The sequence below is a fragment of the Enterococcus sp. AZ077 genome (genome assembly GCF_051714965.1).
Lineage (GTDB): Bacteria > Bacillota > Bacilli > Lactobacillales > Enterococcaceae > Enterococcus_B > Enterococcus_B hirae.
The window spans coordinates 501,229-521,465 of sequence record NZ_JBIOSX010000001.1; the positions used below are offsets into that span (position 1 = coordinate 501,229).

The 20,237-nt window shown below is 36.3% G+C and carries 18 protein-coding genes; 15 read left to right on the plus strand and 3 right to left on the minus strand.

Going from position 1 to position 20,237, the window contains the following annotated elements; all coding sequences use genetic code 11:
* Positions 1–76: 76 nt before the first annotated feature.
* The 14 genes from rbsK (at position 77) to IGL28_RS02345 (ending at position 15,530) form a co-directional block, all read left to right on the plus strand.
* Positions 77–985: a ribokinase gene (rbsK, locus tag IGL28_RS02280; protein ID WP_010720023.1), complete on the plus strand. Its 909-nt coding sequence runs from the start codon at positions 77–79 to the stop codon at positions 983–985.
* A 17-nt stretch (positions 986–1,002) separates the two neighbouring features.
* On the plus strand, positions 1,003–1,398 hold the full coding sequence (gene rbsD, locus IGL28_RS02285; RefSeq protein WP_010720022.1) for a D-ribose pyranase: 396 nt from the start codon (positions 1,003–1,005) through the stop codon (positions 1,396–1,398).
* A 23-nt stretch (positions 1,399–1,421) separates the two neighbouring features.
* The gene (gene rbsU / locus IGL28_RS02290) at positions 1,422–2,303 is read left to right on the plus strand and encodes a ribose/proton symporter RbsU (protein ID WP_010720021.1); all 882 of its coding nucleotides are present in this window, start codon (positions 1,422–1,424) and stop codon (positions 2,301–2,303) included.
* A 123-nt stretch (positions 2,304–2,426) separates the two neighbouring features.
* The gene (locus IGL28_RS02295) at positions 2,427–2,687 is read left to right on the plus strand and encodes a hypothetical protein (RefSeq protein WP_010738415.1); all 261 of its coding nucleotides are present in this window, start codon (positions 2,427–2,429) and stop codon (positions 2,685–2,687) included.
* A gap of 339 nt (positions 2,688–3,026) precedes the next feature.
* On the plus strand, positions 3,027–3,227 hold the full coding sequence (locus tag IGL28_RS02300; RefSeq protein ID WP_010720019.1) for a hypothetical protein: 201 nt from the start codon (positions 3,027–3,029) through the stop codon (positions 3,225–3,227).
* A gap of 96 nt (positions 3,228–3,323) precedes the next feature.
* On the plus strand, positions 3,324–6,356 hold the full coding sequence (locus tag IGL28_RS02305) for a SpaA isopeptide-forming pilin-related protein (protein ID WP_438843877.1): 3,033 nt from the start codon (positions 3,324–3,326) through the stop codon (positions 6,354–6,356).
* Positions 6,357–6,432: 76 nt separating this feature from the next.
* On the plus strand, positions 6,433–8,130 hold the full coding sequence (locus IGL28_RS02310) for an immunoglobulin-like domain-containing protein (RefSeq protein WP_438843878.1): 1,698 nt from the start codon (positions 6,433–6,435) through the stop codon (positions 8,128–8,130).
* Position 8,131: 1 nt separating this feature from the next.
* Complete coding sequence (locus IGL28_RS02315) at positions 8,132–8,335, plus strand: hypothetical protein (RefSeq protein ID WP_010720016.1); 204 nt, start codon at positions 8,132–8,134, stop codon at positions 8,333–8,335.
* A gap of 4 nt (positions 8,336–8,339) precedes the next feature.
* Positions 8,340–9,182 carry a hypothetical protein gene (locus tag IGL28_RS02320; RefSeq protein ID WP_010720015.1) on the plus strand — a complete coding sequence of 281 codons (843 nt, stop codon included), beginning with the start codon at positions 8,340–8,342 and terminating at the stop codon, positions 9,180–9,182.
* 33 nt (positions 9,183–9,215) lie between these two features.
* Positions 9,216–9,593, plus strand: a complete 378-nt coding sequence (locus tag IGL28_RS02325; RefSeq protein WP_081127914.1) for a PrgI family protein — start codon at positions 9,216–9,218, stop codon at positions 9,591–9,593.
* Positions 9,532–11,982: a VirB4-like conjugal transfer ATPase, CD1110 family gene (locus IGL28_RS02330; protein WP_010738410.1), complete on the plus strand. Its 2,451-nt coding sequence runs from the start codon at positions 9,532–9,534 to the stop codon at positions 11,980–11,982. Before IGL28_RS02325 ends, IGL28_RS02330 begins: the two co-directional genes overlap by 62 nt.
* Positions 11,975–13,885 (plus strand): peptidoglycan amidohydrolase family protein, encoded by a 1,911-nt coding sequence (locus tag IGL28_RS02335; RefSeq protein WP_081127732.1) that lies wholly within the window; start codon positions 11,975–11,977, stop codon positions 13,883–13,885. Before IGL28_RS02330 ends, IGL28_RS02335 begins: the two co-directional genes overlap by 8 nt.
* Before the next feature lie 41 nt (positions 13,886–13,926).
* Positions 13,927–14,427, plus strand: coding sequence for a hypothetical protein (locus IGL28_RS02340; protein ID WP_232088556.1), 501 nt, complete (start codon positions 13,927–13,929; stop codon positions 14,425–14,427).
* A 50-nt stretch (positions 14,428–14,477) separates the two neighbouring features.
* Positions 14,478–15,530, plus strand: a complete 1,053-nt coding sequence (locus tag IGL28_RS02345) for a hypothetical protein (RefSeq protein ID WP_081127734.1) — start codon at positions 14,478–14,480, stop codon at positions 15,528–15,530.
* A gap of 400 nt (positions 15,531–15,930) precedes the next feature.
* Here the strand turns inward: IGL28_RS02345 and IGL28_RS02350 are convergent, their stop codons facing one another.
* The 3 genes from IGL28_RS02350 to IGL28_RS02360 form a co-directional block, all read right to left on the minus strand.
* Positions 15,931–16,623, minus strand: a complete 693-nt coding sequence (locus IGL28_RS02350) for a type 1 glutamine amidotransferase (RefSeq protein ID WP_081127735.1) — start codon at positions 16,621–16,623, stop codon at positions 15,931–15,933.
* Complete coding sequence (locus IGL28_RS02355; protein WP_081127737.1) at positions 16,616–17,968, minus strand: Mur ligase family protein; 1,353 nt, start codon at positions 17,966–17,968, stop codon at positions 16,616–16,618. The genes IGL28_RS02350 and IGL28_RS02355 overlap by 8 nt, the downstream gene beginning before the upstream one ends.
* A gap of 221 nt (positions 17,969–18,189) precedes the next feature.
* A complete protein-coding gene (locus tag IGL28_RS02360; RefSeq protein WP_010738404.1) occupies positions 18,190–19,032 on the minus strand; it encodes an Rgg/GadR/MutR family transcriptional regulator in 843 nt (280 codons plus the stop codon).
* Positions 19,033–19,530: 498 nt separating this feature from the next.
* On the opposite strand from IGL28_RS02360, the gene IGL28_RS02365 reads away from it, so the two are divergent.
* On the plus strand, positions 19,531–20,193 hold the full coding sequence (locus tag IGL28_RS02365) for a CPBP family intramembrane glutamic endopeptidase (protein ID WP_010720006.1): 663 nt from the start codon (positions 19,531–19,533) through the stop codon (positions 20,191–20,193).
* Positions 20,194–20,237 lie beyond the last annotated feature (44 nt).

The window sequence follows — 20,237 nt, forward strand, 5'->3', positions numbered from 1 at the left end:
GTGTAGAGTTAAAACGTTTTAATTATTGATGAATGGCGTTTGATTCAATTAATATGTAATATGGAGTGATGAAGGAATGAACACTGTAACAGTTATCGGTAGCATTAATTTAGATCGGACCATCCGAGTTAAACACATGCCTAAACCAGGAGAAACGATCCACACGAAAGAAACATTTTCAGCTGGCGGAGGAAAAGGAGCAAACCAAGCAGTTGCTGCAAGACGTTCAGAAGCTACTACTCATTTTATTGGAGCGATTGGTACCGATGAAGCTGGCAAAACAATGGCTGAGCTTTTAGAACAAGAAGAAATCAATTTACAAGGTGTAGCAACTCTTGAAAACCAAGCGACTGGTCAAGCTTACATCATCGTTGATGATGCTGGGGAAAATAGTATTATGATCCATGCCGGAGCGAACAATGCGTTTACACCAGAACAAGTTAGACAAAACAAAGCGATCATCGAAAAAAGTGATTTTATCATCGCACAGTTTGAAAGCGCTATAGAAAGTACGATTGAAGCTTTTAACCTAGCAAAAGAGGTTGGAGTAAAAACAATTTTGAATCCTGCCCCAGCATTAGAAAATGTGCCTGAAGAGTTATTGAAAGTAACAGATATGATTATTCCTAATGAAACAGAAACAGAAATTTTAACAGGGATTTCGATTACGGACGAAGAAAGCTTAAAACAGGCTGCAGCTCACTTACATCAATTAGGAATCGAAGTTGTAATTATCACGATCGGAAGTAAAGGCGCATTTTACTCGATTAAAAACAGCAAAAATGGGATCGTGCCAGCGTTCAAAGTGAATGCAGTCGATACGACAGCTGCAGGTGATACATTCATTGGTGCGATGAGTAGCATGTTAGCAACTGATTTTAGTAATTTAGAGGAAGCAATTACCTATGGAAATAAAGCTTCTTCTTTGACTGTTCAACGTTTTGGCGCACAACCTTCTATTCCATATAAACAAGAATTGAATTAAGAAAGGACGTTTTTATTATGAAAAAATCAAAAGTAATCAATTCAGATATCTCTCGTGTAATCGCACAAATGGGACATTTTGACACATTAAGTATCGGTGATGCAGGTATGCCCGTGCCGATGACAACTGAAAAAATCGATTTGGCTGTAGATAATGGTATTCCAAGCTTTATGGAAGTCTTGAACAATGTGCTTGAAGAGTTAGAAGTTCAACGTATTTATTTAGCTGAAGAAATCAAGTCAGAAAACCCTAAAGTATTATCGGAAATTCAACAACGGCTACCTGAAACACCTATTACTTTTATCCCTCATAGTAAAATGAAAGCTGATTTGAATCAGTGTCATGCGTTTATTCGCACGGGGGAAATGACACCTTATGCTAATATTATTTTAGAAAGCGGCGTCGTTTTTTAAAAAAGAAGGAGGAATAGTCTACCATGAATACTACCGCGCTTTTAATTGGCTTAGGCCCACTACTTGGTTGGGGGTTATATCCTACGATCGCATCTAAGATCGGGGGACGTCCGGTCAATCAAATTTTAGGTTCAACATTAGGAACATTGATTTTTGCAATTGTTTTTGCTTTATATAAAGGAATGGAGTTACCAACAGGATCTGACCTGACTTTTTCAATCTTATCTGGTGTTGGTTGGGCAATCGCCCAAATCATTACATTCCAATCCTTTACCTTGATTGGTTCTTCTCGTGCAATGCCTATTACTACTGCTTTTCAATTATTAGGGGCTTCATTGTGGGGCGTGTTTGCTTTAGGAAATTGGCCTGGCGCTACTGCGAAAGTCTTGGGTGCCTTTGCTTTAGTTTTGATTATTTTAGGTGCTTGGATGACTGTTTGGACTGAAAAGAAAAATACAGAAGGCAGTAACTTATTGAAAAAAGCGGTCCTTTTGTTAGCAGTAGGTGAAATCGGCTACTGGGCTTATTCCGCAGCTCCTCAAGCAACTTCAATTGATGGAATGCATGCCTTTTTACCTCAAGCAATTGGTATGGTAATCGTTGCTGTTGTTTATTCAGCTGTTTTAAGTTTTAAAGAAAAATCAGCGTTTGTCGAAGTTGTCTCTTATAAACATATTTTTTCAGGATTTTTCTTTGCCTTCGCTGCTTTAACTTATTTAATTTCAGCTCAACCAGATATGAATGGGTTAGCAACAGGGTTTATTCTTTCTCAAACATCCGTAGTATTAGCGACACTGACTGGTATTTGGTTCCTAGGACAAAAGAAAACCAAGAAAGAAATGACTGTTACAGTTATTGGACTAGTCTTGATTTTAGCTGCTGCTACGATCACTGTAATGATCTAACTCTTCCCCAAAACAAAATAAGCTGAACTGAAAGACATTGATTGACTTAAGTTGATCAATGTCTTTTATTTTTTTTGGAAGAATCGCAAATAAATCGTAATTATAGAGTGAGGAGGGATTTACGTGTTACGAATCTGTTCAAAAAAAGCAATTCGAAGTAAAGCACTAACGATTCGATTATTTGATGGTTCTACGTGGGCTAATTTAGGGAATGGACAGTTTATCAATCAAGAGACAAAAAAAGAATTACCTGACTACAAGATTTATCCACAAATAAAAACAGCCGTTTCTTCTGGCGGTCTTATCTTTGCTAAACGAAGGAACACAAAACAAAACTTACAGTACGTGGAACGACCAATGAAAGTAAAAGCTTGGCAAGTTTAGTCGTTGCAAAAAAACATATTTGTTCGTTGAAAACGTTATATGTGAGCATCATTACTGGTTAGCAATCTAACTGATAACGATGATTTGCTGTCAATCTTTATCGATGCTCAACTAAATAACAGTCCTGTTAGTGTTGGCATGCTAACAGCAAAAGTATGACTAGAATCTCTTACGGAGGACGGAACCGATAACTGTGATTAATGGTTTGAAGAAAAATTTCTTACGTAATGTTTTTTCCGAGGACAGTGAGGATATGGGTTGGCTTTTTCCTAAAAAAGTCAGGTTTCCATTTATCCTAAAAATGGTGTGGCCTTAAAATTTTTAAGGAGTGACAACTTGATGACAGAACTCCAGCGATTATTAACTTTTATGCGTAGTAGTAAAAGAAAACAGATTACTTTGCGTGAATATGAACAGCTTGTTCATCAAGATGGATGGACAAATGGAGACAAAGCAAAATTGATCAATCAGATACAAAAAAGTGGCGTTTTAAGGTATGACCGCACTAAAAATGAATATGTGATTCGCTTGATTCAGTAGCGAATATTTTGTTTTTTAGTGTCAGTAGTAATTCTATGTTTATGAGAGAACTTTTGTAGATAAGCAGGTTTATTATCAAAAAACAGGAGAATTTCGATGAAAAAATACCAGTTAGTTGTACGCATATTTTTGATCATTCATTTATTATCCGTTTCGTTTTGCCGACCACTTGTTGTTTTAGCAGGAAATTTAGAAAATACAGATCAAGACGATCGTAAGATAAGTTTTCTTCAAGAAAATCAGTTGATTCAAACTGAAGACGGCAAATTATATACGACAACTCCTTCGAATTACATCACTCACTCGATTCATGCTGCTTTAGGAGAAACTCAAACCCACCAACGAAACAATCAAACGATTTATGTTGACCCCAATGCTCATATCTCCAATATTGATATTCGCTTATCGAACGGTGTACGTGAATATGGCTGGTACGGTAAACGGATCAACAATGAAATTGCCTTGTGCATAGAACCAGGTGCTGCACTTAATCTTGGAAATAACTCTGGCTATACAGTCGCTGAGCGAAATACTGAACAGATGAAAAAAATTTCTTTGATTAAGTATTACGGGCTGATGGTTTCGGGCCACACGTTGAAAAAAGAATTGATGACTCAAATTTTGGTATGGGAACAACAAGGGATTACACCGTTAAGTATTTCAGGGGTATTTTCGATGACGGACTATCAAACCTTTAAATCTGCTGTCATGAAAAATGTCAATTATTTCTATACATCACCTTCTTTTGACAAACAAACGATAAACTTAAAAGTTGGAGAAAGTATCACCTTAACTGACACGACCCATGCCTTTAGTAATTATCAGTCATTACCATCTTTCGTCTCACAAGGACTAAGTATTTCTAAAAAAGGAAATCAATTAACGATTCTTGCCAACAAAAATGCAGAAGCGACTAGTCGAGTTGAATTTGACTATGGTATTGCCTCTACTTTTCAAGGTGTTCCGCTAATTTATCAACACCCATATACCCAAAATATGATGGTTGGCAGATTAAATGAACATAGAAAAATTTCTTTAACCATAAATGTTTTAAAAAACGGCAATGCCCGTGTACGCAAAGTAGATGAAACGACCAAGCAACCACTGGCAGGTGCCGTTTTTCGTTTTACTACGTCTGATGGAAAAACCAAAGAAATCACTACAGGTTCTGATGGCTATGCTACCTGGAATGATTTGTTAGTCGACACAAAAGTAACGATACAAGAAATCAAAGCACCGAATGGCTATGTCCTCAATGCCACACCTCAGACAGTGACCATCAAAGCCAATGAGACCACCACGATCAGTTTAGATAATAAAGAGCAACTAGCAAATCTCAAAGTGATCAAAGAAGATGAAGAAACAGGCAGTAAACCACAAGGGGCTTCTCAATTGGTAGGAGCTGTTTATGAGTTAACTGATAAGAATGGGACTTCTGTTAGCAAACTAACGATGCAAGATATCGATGGCGTAGCACAAGCAGAGGTGAAAGGATTAAAGCTGGGAACCTATTATCTCCAAGAAATCGAACCACCAGAAGGCTACACTTTAGATACTACAAAACATACCGTTAACCTCACGTATGCTGGACAAAATGAAACTGTAGCGCTTCACAGTAAAACGGTGACCGATCGAGTCATCAAAGGGAATATAGAAGGCTATAAGTTTGGTTCACGTCCCTTGATTCCTCAAACCGTTTTTGAAGTAATTGCCAGACTGAAAAAAGAGCAACAGGGGATAAAGCCACCTTTAGAAGGGGTTGAACTGACAGCTACTTCCCACACCACTGGACAAGAATATGTCCAAGTCACTGGTAAGAACGGGTATTTCAAGTTTGAGAATCTACCTTATGACACTTATACCATTGAAGAAACCCAAGGTGTGGATGGCTATTTATTGATCGAACCATTTGAAGTGACGATCACGGAAGACGGCTATACCCATTTCTTTTTATTGGAAGATAAAGTGATTGAATCTCGATTGCATATCATCAAAGTGGATGAAGAAACAGGCGAGAACATACCTTACGCAGGCGCTCAGTTCAAAATTTTTGATACATGGGCAAATGAAGGAGAAGGCGAATTTGTTTCGATGGTACGACCCAATGACACGGAACAGACCGATATTTTTGAAACCAATGACAAAGGCGAAATCATTACCACAGAAAGTTTGCCTTGGGGTGTGGATCGCTATGAACTCCATGAGATCAAAGCACCAGAAGGATATGTACCACTAGAAGAACCACTCATTTTTAGTGTCACAAAAGAGAATGCTGATGCCTTGATTCGTTTAGAAATTCCGAATCGCTTAGCTCGACAAGATATCCAATTGATCAAACGAGATCGGTTGAATGAACAACCATTAGAAAATGTCCCATTTCATTTATACAACATAGCAGCGGATGAAAATGGAGAATTGACTGAAACCTTAATTGAAAAATATTTGACTGATAAAGAAGGGAAAATCAATGTAGAGGCACTACCTTATGGCGACTATAAATTTGTTGAAGTGGAACCTTTGGCAGGCTATTTACCATTAGAAGAACCAATGGATTTTTCTGTCACGGTTGAAAAAGATGGCGAACTACTTGTTCTTGAAGCCTACAATGAACGGGAACCATTAGAGTTGACCTCTTTATTTAGCGATATTGCTGGCGAAAAAATACTTGATCCAACAGTAGACAATCAGTTGAAAGATGTGGTGTGGGTCAAAGGCGAGGCAATCGAAATCGGACACACTTATACTGTTTTTACGCAATATAAGAATACGAAAACAGGAGAAATGGTCAGTGAATCAACGTCAACCTATACTGCGAAAAGCAAAGAAGATACATTTGAAGTATTTCTTGAGTTGAAGGCAAATATCCTCAAAGATGGCGATCAATTAACAGCGACCCACGTCTTATATTACGAAGAAGAGCAAAAAAATGAAGTAGGACGTGAGGATGATTTAAGGAACAAAGATCAGACAATTACATTAAAAAAAGAAAAATTATTATTAAAGCAAAGCATATTGCCAAAAACGAATGAAAGACATTCGCTAGGGATGGTTGTTCTTGGGATAAGCTTGGTTATTATCGTTAGCAGTTATCTCTATCTTCAAAAAAAGCAGAAACATGTAAAGTTGTGAAAAAATTGATTTCGCTTATTTTTACTAAAAGTATGATCAAAGTGTTTAGAAGATAAAAGAAAGGATGGTCTAAAGAATGGTGAAACGTTCAATCGGTGTAGATCAGTTATCGAAAAAGAATCTAGGCAGGATAAAATATGGACTTTTGTTCCTTTTTATCAGTGGAAGTATCACAGGAATTACTAGCATCTACCTAAGTCACAATCAGGAAAAAACAGTAGCAAGTAAACAAAAACAAGTAGCAAATATCATTGATACAAAAAACATAGAAAAAGAAGAAATACCCACTCATTATTTTCTTGAAGAGGATCATGATCCGGCAATCGCAGTCATGGAACAATTTGACTATTTTAGTTCTAAAACTGAGGGAACGGAATTGCCACTTCAACAACTAGAGCATGAGGTAGCGCAATTAGTCGTTGCCTTTGCTAAAGAAAAAAAGAAAACAGAAGTCACAACTTTAGAAACTTCAAAAGAAAGAGCGGATAGTAAACAAGCCCCAGTCTATGAGGCCCCTCCAGTTTCTGTTGAAAAAGAAAAGAATCTTGAGAATGACCAAACGACTTGGCAGAGACCACAAATTTCACTAGCATCCACTTACATGGTCATTGAGCAATACAGTAAATTTGAACCAACAGACTATTTTGAGATTCTTACGGGTAACGACGCTTTTCCCACAGTCAAACATAATTTTATTGACACGTCGAAGCTAGGCGAGCAAAAATTTACGATCCGTGTCACCGACTCGGCAGGAATGTTTACAGATGCCACCATCTACTTTTTTGTTAATAGCTTACCGAAAATCAACTTGAAGCAGACGACAATGTACCAGCAGATCGGTGTACCAGTTGATTTGTTAGCGGGAGTATCCGCAATGGACCAAGAAGATGGGGATCTAACCGCAAAGATTGAAGTCGAAACAAATCTTGATATCAACAAAGAAGGAAGCTATGAGGTGCTTTATTCTGTCAATGATCGACATGGGGCTCAAGCGAAAACGAAAGCGTTTATCAAAATTGAAAATGAGGCACCGGTAATCCATATACCCGAATGGATTGACCATCAGATAAATCAAGAGTTGAATATTTTCGACTATGTGAAAGCTTGGGATAGAGAAGACGGAGATATCTCATTAATTAAAACCAATATCTTAGAAACTAATTTTGATTCCAATAAAGAAGGAAAATATTTCTTTAGGATTAGCAATGTGCAAGATCGATATGGAAAATATGCAGAGGAGAGGCGACTTCTCGTACAAGTAACGAATGAAGCCCCTAAAATCATCCAGGCGGATCTTCAAGTCAATGTTTTCTCTGCTTTGAAGAAAGAAGATTATTTTGCACAACTGGTTGTTTCAGATCGAGAAGATCCGTTAGAACGATTAAATATTGAAATAGATGAAGCAGCATGGAATCGGATCGATACATCTAAATTAAGAAAATATTTGCTTCCTCTTAAAGTCACTGATACAAATGGCAAAACAACCAGTGGTTATGGGAAAATAACGGTCATCAATGAACCACCACGATTTATAGGCATAGCCGATAAGGTGCTAGCTATTGGAGAGGCATTTGATCCGCTAGCCGGAATTGAGGTTTACGACAAAGAAGAAACATTATCTTTAACAGATGTCGAAGTGACTGAAAACGTCGATGTCAACAAACCAGGAACTTACACTGTCAGTTTGAGTATCAGTGATTCTTTTGAGCGGGTACATGCTAGTTACCAAGTAACAGTTATGAATCAACAAGCGATAGAAAAGGAGAAAGAATAATATGGACTATTTTGAGCAAGCGATGTCGTTGTTTTCAAAAGGAGTACTTGCTTCTGGCAGTCTGCTCACTGTATGGGGGATTATTCAACTCGGTGCGGCTATCAAAGAACATAATGGTCCCGGAATGCAAAATGCTCTTTTTCAAATCGTTGGTGGGGCTGTTATCGTTGCAGCTGGCGCTTGGGTAGCAACTATTTCAATCTAAGGAAGTGGCTAAGCTGGACGGTGCAATCAAATTTTTACTACAAACAATTGCTGATCAATTAAATTTTTCAAACGACCCTAAAAATATGCTACTACAAAATCTAGAAACCTATCTACCTGATATCTATCAATACAGTGAGTTAATTATGAATGGAGTAATCAAACCAATTGCTTATTCTGTACTAGGCTTTTTACTATTGCTGGAGTTTCAACAAATGGCACAAAAGATTTATGGAAATTATTCCGGTTTTGGTGGCATGGAGTTGTTCCTCCCGCTCTTTCTTAAATTAGGAGTAAGCCTGTTGATCATGCGCCATTTAACAATATTTATCCATATGATCGTTGAAATTAGTACAACAATCAGTAATGGTATCAGTCAAATTGGGATTCGAGAAGGTGGAAGTAAGGCTGTTGATGTTCTTTCATTGATTGAGGGAATCTACCATTGGGGCTTTTTTGAAAAACTTACGTTGTTAATTATTTTGTTGATCCCGTTGATTTTATCCGTACTAACAAGTGTGCTAACAAAACTGGTTATTTTCATGCGTTTTTTTGAAATTTATTTGTATTTTAGCATTTCTCCATTACCTCTTGTGACGTTTCTTAATGAAGAAGTTAGTTCGATTGGTAAAAATTTTTTGAAATTAGTTTGTGCTTCCTCCCTGCAAGGGATCCTCTTATTTATTATATTAAGTTTTTATCCACTGCTCGTACATTCTGTGTTTTCAATTGATGAAAAACAGGGAATGATTGCAGTGATCAGTGGGATATCAGGGAATTGTCTAACATTATGTGCTAGTTTATTTTATACCAATAAATGGGCAAAAATCATTCTTGCAACTGCCTAGAGAATCATTTTTAACTGGAGGGAAATAAAATCGATGATTGAAGTACCAATTCGAAAAGAAATTTTAACCTACCAAGAAAAATTGTTTTTTGGCGTTTCGTTAAGACAATTTATCTCTGCTGTTGTAACGTTGCTTTTGATCGTTCCTCTGGGCATTTTAAATTATGTCAGTTGGAAGTATCCGATTGATGATATCGGGATCGTTTTTATGGTACTCAGTGCCCCTATCTTGTCAGTGGGCTGGCTGACACCTAATCACTTATCTTTAGAAAAGTATGTGCAGATTCGATGGAATTATTTTCAATTGGCGAATTATTATACTTATCCTATTGTAGAGGAGTTGTATTCAAATGCCATGGTGGGTCAAAGGAGTAAGCGTGCCGAAAGAAAACAAGTTGAGTACGGAAACTAATAATAAAAAATTTATTCGTTTGATGCAAAAACAAAAGAAAAAAAGAGGGCAATATCAAAAAAAGTTAGCGCCAAAGCGTAATGTCCAAGATTTGTTGCGTTATGAAAAAATGTTTGAAAGTGGCATTTGTGAAATTGTACCTAATTATTATTCCAAAAGTGTTCGATTTTCAGATGTGAATTATCAAATTGCTCAACAAGATGAACAATTGCTGATATTCCAAAGGTACGGTGAACTATTGAACAGTCTTGATGATACGATCCATCTAACAATCACGATCTTAAAAAAAAGAGTTGAGCTTGATGAGATGACGGATAAGCTTTTTTATGAGAGTAAAGGCGATCAACATGATAGCTATCGTGAAGAAGTCAATCAGATGCTTCTTCAAAAAATCAATGAAGGGGAGAATCGTTTTACAAAAGAAAACTATTTGACTTTCAGTACTCCAGCCAATCACTTAGAGCAGGCAAAACAATTATTGGGACGAATCGAAAAGAATTTAATCGGAAATTTGGAAGAAATTGGCTCAACGGTTGACCCATTAGACGGTTTAAAGCGTCTAAAATTGGTCAATCAGTTGTTGAAATCATCGGAACACTTTCAATTTAACTATTCCGATTTAGTCTTTAATCATCTTTCAACAAAAGCTGTGATTGCTCCTTCCAGTTTTAATTTTAAAAAGAAAAACTATTTTGAAATCAATGAGGAATATGCCCAGATTCTTTACCTAAAAGACTATCCAGCTAGATTGTCAGATAAACTCATGGCAGAATTGATGGAAATACCCGAAGAAATCACGTTATCGATCCACATTGATCCAGTCGGGGCTGAGCAAGCCAATCATCTGGTTCAAATAAAAAAAGCCTATATGGAAGGAGACAAAGTCGCTGCACAAAGAAAAGCAACTCAAAAAGGCTACGATCCTTATACAAGTATTCCATATGAATTAACCAATAGTATCAATGAAGCTAATTTATTATTAGATGATTTGTTAAAAGAAGGACAGAATTTATTTTTCGTTTCGGTTTTTGTCTATTTCAGAACAAACACAAAAGAAAAATTGACTGATATAGCCGAACGAGTTTTGAGTATTGCCAGAAAAAATGGTTGTGGCTTTCATTATTTGGATTATCTACAACTAGAAGGGATGAACTCCGTCCTTCCATTTGGAAAAAATTGGATAACAACCCGCCGAACATTGACTACAGCAAGTGCAGCTATCTTTATTCCATTTACTGCGCAAGAACTTGACCACGAGGAGGGTAAATACTATGGAATGAATGAGCTAACGAAAAATGTAGTTCGGATCAATCGGAAACGGTTGAATACCCCAAGTGGAATGATTTTAGGTAGTTCAGGCTCAGGAAAAGGGGTAGCCAAAAAATATGAAGAAATTACTACACTACTAAAAAATCCAACAGACGAAATCATCTCGATTGATCCTGAAGATGAAGATACATTAATTGGGCAAACTTTTGATGCGCAAATTGTTAAAATTGCACCAAACACCGATACATTTATCAATCTATTGGATATCACAGATGATTTAAGTGGGGAAGTTGATCCAGTAAAATTAAAATCCGACTTTTTGTTAACAGCATTTGAAGCTTTGATCGGTGGACAATCGGGTTTGAATTCCGCACAACGTTCCATCATTGATCGTGTGACTCGCTTGACTTATTTTAACTATTTTCATTCTCAGGACAAGCAAATGCCAACATTAGCGAAGGAATGGTTTACGTTGCTCAAAGAACAGCCGGAAAAAGAAGCGCAGGCACTAGTATTAGACTTAGAATTATATATTGAAGGTTCTTTAGCGATTTTTTCCCATACGACAAATATTGAGTTAAATAAGCGTTTTATCATCTACAACACCAAAGAGTTAGGAAGTCAGTTAAAAACATTTGGGATGATGGTGGTTTTAGAGCAAGTATGGAATCGGGTGGTACGTAATCGGGATCGAGGGATCACTACGTGGATTTACATTGATGAAATGCAGTTGATGCTAAATGATCCTTACTGTGAAAATTATTTTTTTGAATTATGGAGTCGTATCCGAAAGTGGGGAGCAATTCCTACAGGGATCACGCAAAATGTGGAGACGTTACTGCTTTCAGATAAAGCACGGAGGATGCTAAGCAACACTGAATTTATCATTATGCTAAAACAGGCTAAAAGTGATCTGGACGAACTTTCTACTCTTTTTCGTCTTTCTACTCAACAACAAAAACACTTGATCCATCCGCCAAAAGGTGCAGGGTTGATACGTGCAGGTCATGCAATCGTGCCTTTTTCTAATACCGTTGATTCAACCACAAGATTATATGAATTAATCACGACTGATCCCGAGGAACGGATAAAAAGAAAACAGGAACAATCCGATGAATAAATCTAATTGGAACGAACGAGACAACGAGTATCGGAAAATTTTTCTATCAAGTAGCTTGAATCAATCGATAAAACGGAGCGTTACAAATAAAATGTTAGTTCCCTTCAGAAAAAAGCGTCGTAAGTTCTTAGCTGTTCAGCCCAATAAATGGCATTTTTTTAGATCACTCATGGTTCTTAGTTGTGTATTACTATTCTTACTGACGATAGGGATAACCAGTGTCATTTATTCGAGTGTACCCAATATCAATGAATTTGAATTAACAAATATTTGGACGTACATGACTCATTTGGATGTTGAAAAAAATCGAGTGCTTCGTCAGCAGCATAACATTATTAAAATCAACGGACAGATAGGGATGACACAAGATATGAATTTGGTTTCTAATATTGATGAAGTATTGTCTTATTTGGGTATTTGTTATGAGAATGTGGAACTCGAAAATCCAGTAATCAAAGCGAAAATCCATGAGATCCATGATAACTTATGGTCCCTTCATGCAAAAGGGAACGAAGCAACATTAACAACAAAATATTTTACTCAGATCATTGAATGGACAGAAGAATTGAAAGAACGATTGAATGCTGGTTCAACGATTGGTCGTTATCGTCAATTGATGGAACTACAATCGCCATTTAAGGAAGATCATCGATTAATGGTCAATCAAAGATATGGTTACTTTCTCGATGGCCAAGAAAAAAAGCTATTTCAGGGAATCCAATTACAAGCTGAGAAAAATATAGAATTATATGCTCCGATGGCTGGGAAAACGACTGTGACTGATCAGTCAATCGTGATCCAATTCAATAATCGACAGCTTGTCTTAAAGAATGTTTCACCATTAGTCAATCATGACCAAGAAGTCGTTTCGGGAGAATTGATTGGAACTGTAGCGAAAGAAAATGAAGTAACCATTGAATATTCCAAAAACGGACAATCAGTAAATCCAAGTTTTTATTTTGAAGAAGTAGCATATTCGGAAACATTCCAATTAGACTCTGGTAATCAAAACACGTCATTTGATGAATGGACATTTCGGCAATTAATTCTGCTTAAGTGTCATGCGTTTAGCGATCGAGCAGATAAAATTTTACAAGAAGCAAAAAGAAACGGCATCTCACCGGTGATCTTAGCGGCGATCATGATTCATGAAAGTGCCTGGGGAACTAGTAAAGGAATCTTAGAAAAAAATAACCCAGCTGGTCTAATGAATGATCAAGGTTTAATTTCATATCGTACGTTAGACGAAGGAATCGAAGCAACTGGTCGAACACTTAAAAAGCTGATTATTGACCAACAACGAGTAACTGTCGAACAATTAGGAGCGGTCTATTGCCCGATTGATGCGACAAATGATCCCATGGGTCTCAATCATTATTGGGTGCCTGCGATCAAACAATTAATGGTGCAATTGGGTGGAAAGCAAGAGATGGGATTGCTGTGGGAGCGATTCTCTGACTTTCATGAGGCTCTTTTAGCTAAAGCACAAAGTCTTCATCAAAAAGGTGTGTATTATTCTCAGGGAAACCAAAGAGGCGTATTTCCTTATCACGATTGCTCGTCTTACGTAATTTGGGTGTTGAATGAAATGGGACTAAATGTACCGTTGGGAAATACAGAAACACTTTATGGTTTGGAAGGACAACTTCTCTATCCGATCAACTATTCCGAAGTACAAGCAGGTGACTTATTTATTTGGGGAGAAAAAGGTAATTCGTCGGGCGATTTTGGGCATACAGGATTCTTTTTAGATGCTGGTGGAAAAACGATTATTCACTGTACACCCGCTACGAAAAAAGGATTTAGTCAAAATGGTGATGTCGTCATTACTCCATTTGCAGGGTATTATGGTGATCCACAACTGGCACCAGTTTACTTTTATCGAATCGTAGGGAGCGGGTAAAAATCAGAAATAAACATCAATTATTTACAACGATTGCTTGTTTGGTTATCAGTAGCAGTATAGCGGTAAGTATTGGATATACTTTTGGTAAAAAGAACACACAACAAGAAGCAAATAACCGTATACCTGTTGCTCATTTCTCGGAACAACAGGTCAATGATTTTTTACACTCGTATTTTACTTTCACAGAGTACGGGGATAATTATTTGAATTATGAGAAATTTTTAGCGAAACAAGCGAAAATTGCTGAAGAAGAAAGCAGAAAGCAAAGCGATTTTTTTCCACAATTTTTTGGCCATTCTCGTTTTATAAAAAGTAAGAATTTTATACGTCACGTGAATGACCAACAAATTGAAGTGATTGCCAACGTCACAAGGACGATTGATAGTTTGAATCAAGAAGGTAAGTCTACTAAAACACTTGAGAATGAAGGACTGTTTCAAATTTGGTATGTGTTTGATTCAGCTACAAAACACTTTTTGGTGGAAAGGTATCAACCATTAGAGATAGCTGAAAAGGAATCGAAAGAATACGCAGAATGAAAATACCGGTTTTGTCCATCACTTTTGGTAAATGAAAAGGATGTCTATCTATGGCAAGAGAAACTGTACTGATTGATCATGTCAAAAGGCTAGAAATCGAAGAAGAACGTCTACCGATTTTCGAGGCCCTCATTTTATTAGAAGAGGTCAATAAACAAACGATCCTTAATAAAAGCATAGGTAGTTGTCGTATTCGGATTTACAATCATAAAAATCACCTTCTTCATTCAATGGAATTACAATTTCCGTTAAAGGATGCCATAGAAGAAATAATCAGTGGGCAATATCAGATAGTCCGAAGTAAAAAGAAGACGACAAAAAGTAAAGCAGCGATACGCACGAAAAAAGCAATTAAGTATGGTGAACCTAGCAGATCAACCAAAGGAAAATTACTATCTTTGATTCCCACGATCAAAAGGGCCTGGTTTATTGTGGTGATTGTTTTCAGTCTTTTCATAGGCATTAGCGTAATGTGGCCACACTTTATTACGAAAGTAGATCAAAAAGAAATTACCACGACAGAGGAGCAGGAGTGGGCAAAATTAATCGAAGCGCAAGCCTATCTTCAAGCGGCAACGGAATATCCAGAAAAGCGTCATGAATTGATCGACTATTTGACAGAGCAACAAGAATTTACATGGTTGAAAGAGATTAATGAATATTACCCCACCGCAGATGCACAATTTGATTTGGCTTTTTTTGAAAAAAATTGGGAAGTAGTTATTGAAACGTCCCCAGAAAACTTATCTGACAAAAGAAAAGTGATGCTTGCATTTGCTTACATTGAATTAGAACAATTGGCCGAAGCAGAGATATTAAAGAAATATTTAGAAAGTGAAGAACTATCAAAAAAGTTAGACCAAAATTATTTACAGAAGGGGCTGTTTTTTTTAAAACAGAAGAAGATTGCAGAAACAACGAAACATTTAGAATTGATCCAAGAGGAAGAAGTGAAAAAAATATTACAAACTTATATCGAACAAGCTTCCATCATTATTGATTTTATTGAGTTATACCAGCAAAATGAAGATCCGGAAAATCAATTATTGTGGGAACAACGATTAGAAATGATTGGTCAATCAGATATCAATGATAGGGAATGAGTGGTCTTGGATTCAGTTGTTATTTGTCGAAGGGTAACTAATTAAGGGGAATAAAATAATAAAAAAGAAAAACTGATTGGCAAATTAGCTAAAATTATTAGTTAAATGATAGTGTTGAAGTGTTAATGAAAAGAGGTAACGGCAGAAAAGTTAGTTCGCTTTTTCAAACGATTCTTTCTTATCGTCAGTGAAGTCATTTGCTTTTCCAATCGTATCCCAAGGTAATGATCATTACTTGATCAAAAATAGGCCAAAGAATACCAGAAATCAGAGCAGTGATTTTCGTATTCTTTGGCTCAATTATTAAAGTTTGCTATTTCTGTTGTGATGTTGCGCTTGTTACTATTGATTCATTTCCAATCACAATCCAGCAAATATTTATGGTAACAAAAGTTATGTTTTATGCTAAAGATTCGACTGGTAAGTCAAGTTCTGTTCCATAACGTTGTTTAAGTGCTAAACGAATCAATCGTTCCGCAAGATTCTCATTTCGGGCAAGAATCGGTCCGTGGAAATAAGAGCCAAAAACATTTTTATAAATGACGCCTTCGGATTGGTCTTCACCATTATTTCCGTGACCTTGAACGACTTTTCCTAAAGGTCGTTCGCCTTCCCCTAAGAATGTCCGCCCATTGTGGTTTTCAAAGCCATAATAGGTTTCATTAAACTCTTCATTATAGATAACGATATCGCCGATAAAACGATTATTTTCTTGACTTAAGGTGTAATGGTCTAATGCACTGATTCCTTGGATTTTTTCTCCATTGGCACCCACATAATAGTGACCAAGGAATTGGTACCCGCCACAGATAGCTAACATCACACCATCATTTTCAATGTAGTTTGTTAGTGCTGCTTTTTTTTCTTGGATATCTTTTGAAATGATCAGTTGCTCATAATCTTGTCCGCCACCAAAAAAGACTAGATCAAATTTATCTGCTTCAAATGGTTCATGCAGACTGACAATTTCGGTATGACAGGTCACACCTAATTTTTTAGCGACATATTTAAGCATCAATAGATTGCCGTTGTCTCCATAAGTATTCATCAAATTACCGTAGAGATGGGCGATATTCAATTCATAATTAGGCATGATTCATCCCTCCTTTGATAAATCCTTGATTCGCTAATTCTTTTCGTAATTGAAGAACTGCTGTATAGGTAGCTAGGATGTAGACGTGTTCGGTCGGTAATTGTTTGATATTTTTAATGACTTCATTCAGTTCCTTTGTTTCGATGATCTTATCTTCAGGGATTCCTGCAACTTTTAGACGTAACGACATATCGGTATGACGATCCCCACCAGCGATCACTGCAGGAATATCCATATCAGCAAAATGTTCAAAATTCCCGTCCCAGATCCAACTAACGTCAATTCCATCTGCATAGTTTGCATTTAATAAAGCAACTAGTGAGAATGGATAAGGGGCTAAGCCGATCATATCGATGACCTGATTGATCCCAACAGGATTTTTAACAAGTACGAGTGTACATTTTTTACCATTGATATCAATGATTTCTTGACGACCAAATATTTTTTCGTCGTATCCTAGACCTTGCTTGATTTTTTCAGGGGTTACCCCAAAATATTCAGCTACCGCTGTGGCAGCTAACGCGTTGTAGACATTGTACATCCCGCCAACTTCAATTCCATAATTATGACCATCAATCGTAAAATCAGCTGAGACATTGTCCATGCGCAACATATCCGTTAGTCGATAATCAAGTTCAGGACGTTTAAAGTCACAGTTTGGACAATAGTATTTCCCTAAATTTGCATACGTGATCATCTTGTAATGTAAAATATGATGACATTTATGACAGAGTACACCATCCGTATTATAATGAGCCATTTGTTCATGGTCTTCTTCATGATCAAACCCATAATATTGGCGAGGATTGATTGTTTCCACAGAGTTGAAGATTGGCGAATCTCCATTACTGATAATTGTGGCATCAGGTGATTTCGCTGCTCCGTCTACAATCATTTTGTAGGTGGTATAGATTTCTCCATAACGATCCATTTGATCACGGAAAATGTTTGTAAATAAAAATAGTTCAGGCTTCATGTATTCAGTTACTTTACTCAAACTTGCTTCATCGATTTCTAAAACAGCGAATTTTTTTTGCCCTTTTTTAGGTTTTGCTTGCAAAAAAGTAGAAACGATTCCTTGAACCATATTTGCCCCAGTTGGGTTGGTTAAAACTTCATCAAATTGTTGCCGTAATATATTAACTGTCAAAGCAGTTGTCAATGTCTTTCCGTTTGTTCCAGTAACGACAACCACTTGATAATCTTTTGCAAGACTGTCTAAAATGTGTGGGTCGATTTTAAGTGCAAGTTTACCTGGTAAACTTGATCCTCCTTTAAAGAAGGTTTTTAATGCCCATTGTGATGTTTTACCAACAGCAATCGCAAATTGACTGCGTACTCCCATTATGTAACCTCCATAAAACGTCTTAACGACGAGTAAATTCAATTAATCATACCATATGTTCAAAAAAAGGTTAAATTGCTTTTCTTTTTTTTAAGAAATGGTTGCGATTCTCTTGTCTAACAACGATTGGTACTAGTCTTGATTGTTTATTTGAAGTTTCGTTTAGTCTAAGAATAGCCCCAACGGATAACAGTTGATTTTTTAGGAATAACTATAGTGAATTAATAGTTGTTTTTGATCGTCTGAAAAAAGAGTGTACATTGTTCGCTTAAAAAAGAATACTCCAGTTTGTCTAAGGTTTCGATAATAAAGTGGATCATTGTTTCACTTGTGCTTTTTTCTTCTGTACAGTAAATCAGAATGTTCTCAAAATAAATACGATATAATTTAAAGATTGTATCTTCAGTTCCGGTAGTTAATTCCTTTAAATGACTAAGCGCATCTTTTGCTAAAAAGAAATTCCCATAGGAAATAAAATGACCGCAACTATTAAGAAGCAAAGTCAAATAAATTTTTTTACCAGCGGGATATTCTTGATAGATCTGAATTTTTTTTAATGAATTTTTATAGAAAATTTGTTGCTGTTCTTCTGAAAAGTAATTCAAGGTGTTGGTATAAATTTTGATTTCTTGTAGTGTCCATGTTTCGATGGATTTTAAATAATCAACAAGGAACTCCAAGGTCTCATTGTCTATTTGATGGTCGCTCAATTGATCATGGCCAATTTTAGTTAAAGCGTTTAGAAGCTGAATTTTTTTATCTTTTGAAGCGGTTGTCGTTTGATAGATCTCAAAGAGCTTTTCTAAGTCCTTTGTATTAGAAGCCAATTCATATTGTTTCCATAAATTTTGTGAAGAAGAGTGATAATAGTCATATAAAAAGATAAATTCTTCCACATCTACCAGCAATCGCTCCAACACTTGAGCTAGAAGTCGGAAAGACAAGTCATGGTTTCCTTTTTCAAATTCAATGCAATAAGATTTTGTTACGATTCCTGAATAGATTTCCTTTTGAGAAAAACCTTTATCTAATCGGATTTTTCGTACTAACTGACCATACTCCATAGTATCTCTCCATCAAAATTATTTTATGTGTTTATGTAATGAAGTAATAGTAGCAAAAAATTTGTCAAAATTCTAAGAAAGATACTTTTGGAAAAGTGACCAGAAAAGCGACTGAAAGAAAGAGAAATTAGTAGAGTTAGACGAGGGGTGTTATCCGCACGTTTCTTATAACAAATAAGTACGAATGAAGGTTAAGTGGAGTTCAAAAAAACTAATTATTCGCATATTTATTGTGTTTATGGTCAGGTTATTTTTAGATACAAAGTACCAAAAGTCTTAAATATAGGACTATAAAAGAATTTTCATTCGTAGATGATTATACTATGGAAAATTAAAGGAAAACATTCATGATAAATCATTGGAAATCTGTCAGTGATGAAGGCTTGTTTGAGGAGATGGGGCAGTATAAAAGACACGTAAACAATACTCATGTGAAGGGTCGTCAGCGACTAATCAATGAACAAATGATAATTATTTAAGGGAAGAGGAACAAGAAATATGACAAAAAGAATTACAGAACCAAATAATCAAGTCCTTAGAATAATGATTGCTTTTGGAGTATTAGGGGCAGGGTTCTATGGGTTGACTCAGGTTGACTTTTATTATATTCAGTTTAGTTTTCTTGTCATTAGTGGTTTAGTAAGCTATTTACTGGTATTTGGTTTTGTTGGTGTGAGGCAATTATTTAGTACACCTAAACGATTTATAAAAACATTCTTGCTGATTTTAGTTGGTTCACAAATTTATGGTATGTTGGCTTCGATGATCATGGGAATACTGGCACAGTTGTTAGATATTCAGACGAAAGCAAATAGTGCGCAAGATAATCCTTGGTGGTTTTTTGTATTTATTTTACCAATTGCTTTACTGGGAGAAGAACTATTTTCGATCACTATCTTTGATACTTTACGTAAAAAAATGGGGATCAATACTAAGGTGGCATCATTGCTCACAGCAATTATTTTTGGACTGATTCATTTTGAAACTTATCTAGGAAGTTCAGCGTTGTTCACGATTGTGCAAGTCATCTTAGTTCAAGGAGGAATTAGACTTTGGTTTAACCAAGCCTATTTAAAAACAAAGTCATTGAATACTAGTTGGGCAGTGCATTATGCTTTTGATTTAATTGCTTTTGTTTTAGGAAGTTTATTATCCTCTTAGACAAATAAGAACAAAGCTTTCAGTACAAATAAATAACCCGAAGT